Source organism: Dorea sp. AM58-8 (assembly GCF_003464045.1).
GTDB classification, from domain to species: domain Bacteria; phylum Bacillota; class Clostridia; order Lachnospirales; family Lachnospiraceae; genus Claveliimonas; species Claveliimonas ammoniilytica.
In genome coordinates this window covers 1-2,703 of the sequence record NZ_QSDM01000046.1, presented here as the reverse complement: position 1 = coordinate 2,703, position 2,703 = coordinate 1, and the positions used below count along the sequence as shown (strand labels likewise).

Genomic DNA, 2,703 nt, shown 5'->3' with positions numbered 1-2,703 from the left:
TCGGGCGCGAGTTCTCCCGTAAGCAGGTCTGCGTGGCTGGTGCGGGAATCCTCTGTGCGGCGCTTCTCATCGGCGGCGGGGCTTACGCCATCTCACATGCCAGTTGGACAGGAGATTCCAATGCCCCTGCGGTGTCCCAGTCAAAGGACGATGAGAAGCAGGACATGGTACTTGCCCTTGAGGTAAAGGCTGACGGCTGGGATGCGGACACTTCCACGCCCGTTATCGCCCATATAGAGGATGCGGACGGGGAAGTAGACTTCTACACCGCCATCGCCGCGAACAAGCAGGTGACCGTAGAGGTCGGCAAGTCCGGCACCTACACCGTCACCCTCATCCCGCCGGTGAACGCGGACGGCTCTACCTATAAGGCCGCGTCCAGTAAGGTCAAGGCCGGGAAAGATGACAAGAAAACGAACGGTACCGTCATCACGCTCGAAAAGGTGGATGCGGACAAGGTGACGAAAGATGACCTGACCGCCATCGCCAAGGACGTTGCAGCAGCCGTGAAGAAGGGCGATTTCACCCTGACCGGAGACAGGGGCGCGGCGCTCGCGAAGAAGTTCGAGGACAACATCAAGAAGAACCCGAACGCCGACGCGGATGCCGTCGAGAAGGAGACCGGGAAGGCCGAGGAGACCGCCAAGGAGGACAAGTCCGATGCGAAGACACCGGAGACCTCTAACGGCAAGAAGAACGATTCCGGTTCCAAGAACGACAGCGGAAACAACGCTTCTGGAAATAAGTCGGACAGCAAGCCGAGCGGAGGTAGCGGAAACTCCGGCTCCGGTTCCAGCTCGGGCGGCTCATTAAAGAAGGATGACACCACGGCGCACCAGCACAACTGGGTTGCCCAGACCAAGACCGTCCATCACGACGCGCAATACAAGACCGTCCACCACGATGCGGTGACGCATCAGGTATGGCATGACGCGGTGACGGAGGAACACTATATCTGTAACCAGTGCGGTGCGGATATTACGTCAGACCCATGGGGACATATTAACAACTCTCTTATGAATGGTGGTAATTGCGGAGGCTACCACTCTATCTATGTGACTGTAAAGCAGGGGTATTATGAAACTGTGACCGACAAAGCAGCATGGGACGAGCAGGTGCGGGTGAGCGCAGCATGGGACGAGACCGTGACCACTGGGTACAAGTGTTCTTCCTGCGGTGCCACGAAATAACTTGAAAGAGCAAGGCAATCGTCTATTTCAGACAAGGAAAGCCCCGTCCATTTGGACGGGGCTTTTTCTAATGCTCGTTGTTCAGGTCTTTCGGTGGTTCCGACCCGTTCTGTTTCGATAGCTCTGCGGTCGCACTTTTCATATCACCGATTCGGAACCGAAGAAATCCGGCTCCTCAAGCTCAAGCGAATGGGTGGGCACCGGAACGATGGTGCCACTGGAACCCTTGATATAGGAGAGGGCATCGTGGCGTTCGCCGACTTCGGTGAGCGATGCGGCGAGAAGGGAATCCTTGAACCAAGGATATCTTTGCTGCAATTCCTCCATGACGGCCATTGCCTTGTCAATCGGCATTGCCGCCTTTGATTCGTAGCCGGAATACTGAGTGTGGATGAATCCGTTGCGCTCCATGAAGATGCGGATAAGCGTCCAGGCACCGCGCCAAGCATTCGGCCTGATGGAGCTGTAATTTTCGCTGAGCGCAGCCGTTCCCAAATCGAAGTGAAGCTCCTTACGGGTGTCGTGACGAGAGGAAGGGGATAACTGCATTCCTTTTTCAAGAAACTCCTTCACATCGTAGCTTTCACCGATTTCCGTGAAGGTGGCCGCTTTCACGCATTTTTGGAACCAAGGAAACTTGTCCATCATCTCATCTATGGTGCCATAAGCACGTTGATAGGACATAACGATATTTTCTGCCGATTCATATCCAGAATATTGCAGCTTCTCAAAGCTATGGGATTCCAGAAAGTCCTGAATATCTGACCATGCATTCCTTTTACCGGTATAGAAGCGTTCGACAGACTCGTTGTCTAGGTCGAAGTGAAATGCTTTCCTATCAAGTTCCATCTGGAATCCTAAGTACGAATGCGGCTAGTCGTAAATGCGTTTCGGGCTGATATCCCGGATTACCTGTAGGTAGTCTTCGCCCTCCGATTCATTCATGTCCTCATAGGTGCGCCAAGACTTAATGTTCTGCATGACCCAAGGCTGTTTAGAAAGGGTGGCGCAAACCGGGCACTGCGCCCCGAACTGCACCTTTCGGTTCTTTGCCTGCCAAGTGCCAAGGCCGATGCGGACGTTGCCCATTTGCTCCGCGTATTCTCCCACGCAGTCGTAGAGGTCATCTACGTTGTAGCCGTTCCTTTTTGCCTTCTCCTCATCGAACTCGATGGTGAAGCGCCAAGGTCTCTTTTCTATTTCTGCCATACCTATCGTCCTTTCCGCCAGATGGCTGTTATCATATGTTACCATTATACTATAATGCCGGTGTTACGGCAATATAGAACTTGAACACATGTTCTTTCTTGGCAAACGCATGTTACAGAACGGTGGAGAGAACGTTTTCCGGCATCTCGCTTTCCGGCTGGTGTTCGGATGCGCTTGGCAAAGGCAAGGAACCCATTTCCCTGTTTGTCCGTGTAGGCGGCGGCATAGGTACCATTCTCGCGGCATACCTGCGCATAGTAGGCGGCTTCCTCGGAAGTACCAAAGGGCACGACCACCTGCTCAC

Annotated in this window: 4 protein-coding genes; 1 reads left to right on the top strand and 3 read right to left on the bottom strand. The window is 53.9% G+C overall.

Features of this window, described 5'->3' with window-relative positions; all coding sequences use genetic code 11:
- The coding region (locus tag DXA18_RS15325) for a hypothetical protein (protein ID WP_207661827.1) at positions 1-1,190 on the top strand (1,190 nt) is incomplete at its 5' end.
- A 138-nt stretch (positions 1,191-1,328) separates the two neighbouring features.
- On the opposite strand, the gene DXA18_RS15320 is transcribed toward DXA18_RS15325, so the two are convergent.
- From DXA18_RS15320 to DXA18_RS15895, 3 genes are all read right to left on the bottom strand, one after another.
- Positions 1,329-2,039 (bottom strand): hypothetical protein, encoded by a 711-nt coding sequence (locus DXA18_RS15320; RefSeq protein WP_118384579.1) that lies wholly within the window; start codon positions 2,037-2,039, stop codon positions 1,329-1,331.
- 24 nt (positions 2,040-2,063) lie between these two features.
- Complete coding sequence (locus DXA18_RS15315; RefSeq protein WP_118384578.1) at positions 2,064-2,399, bottom strand: hypothetical protein; 336 nt, start codon at positions 2,397-2,399, stop codon at positions 2,064-2,066.
- A 44-nt stretch (positions 2,400-2,443) separates the two neighbouring features.
- Positions 2,444-2,703, bottom strand: a 260-nt coding sequence (locus DXA18_RS15895) for a hypothetical protein (protein ID WP_207661826.1), incomplete at its 5' end; no start/stop codon positions are given.

Excerpts from the sequence above, each read along its gene's own strand:
- DXA18_RS15320 (WP_118384579.1), bottom strand. The coding sequence starts at position 2,039 with ATGGAACTTGATAGGAAAGCATTTCACTTCGACCTAGACAACGAGTCT.
- DXA18_RS15315 (WP_118384578.1), bottom strand. The coding sequence starts at position 2,399 with ATGGCAGAAATAGAAAAGAGACCTTGGCGCTTCACCATCGAGTTCGAT.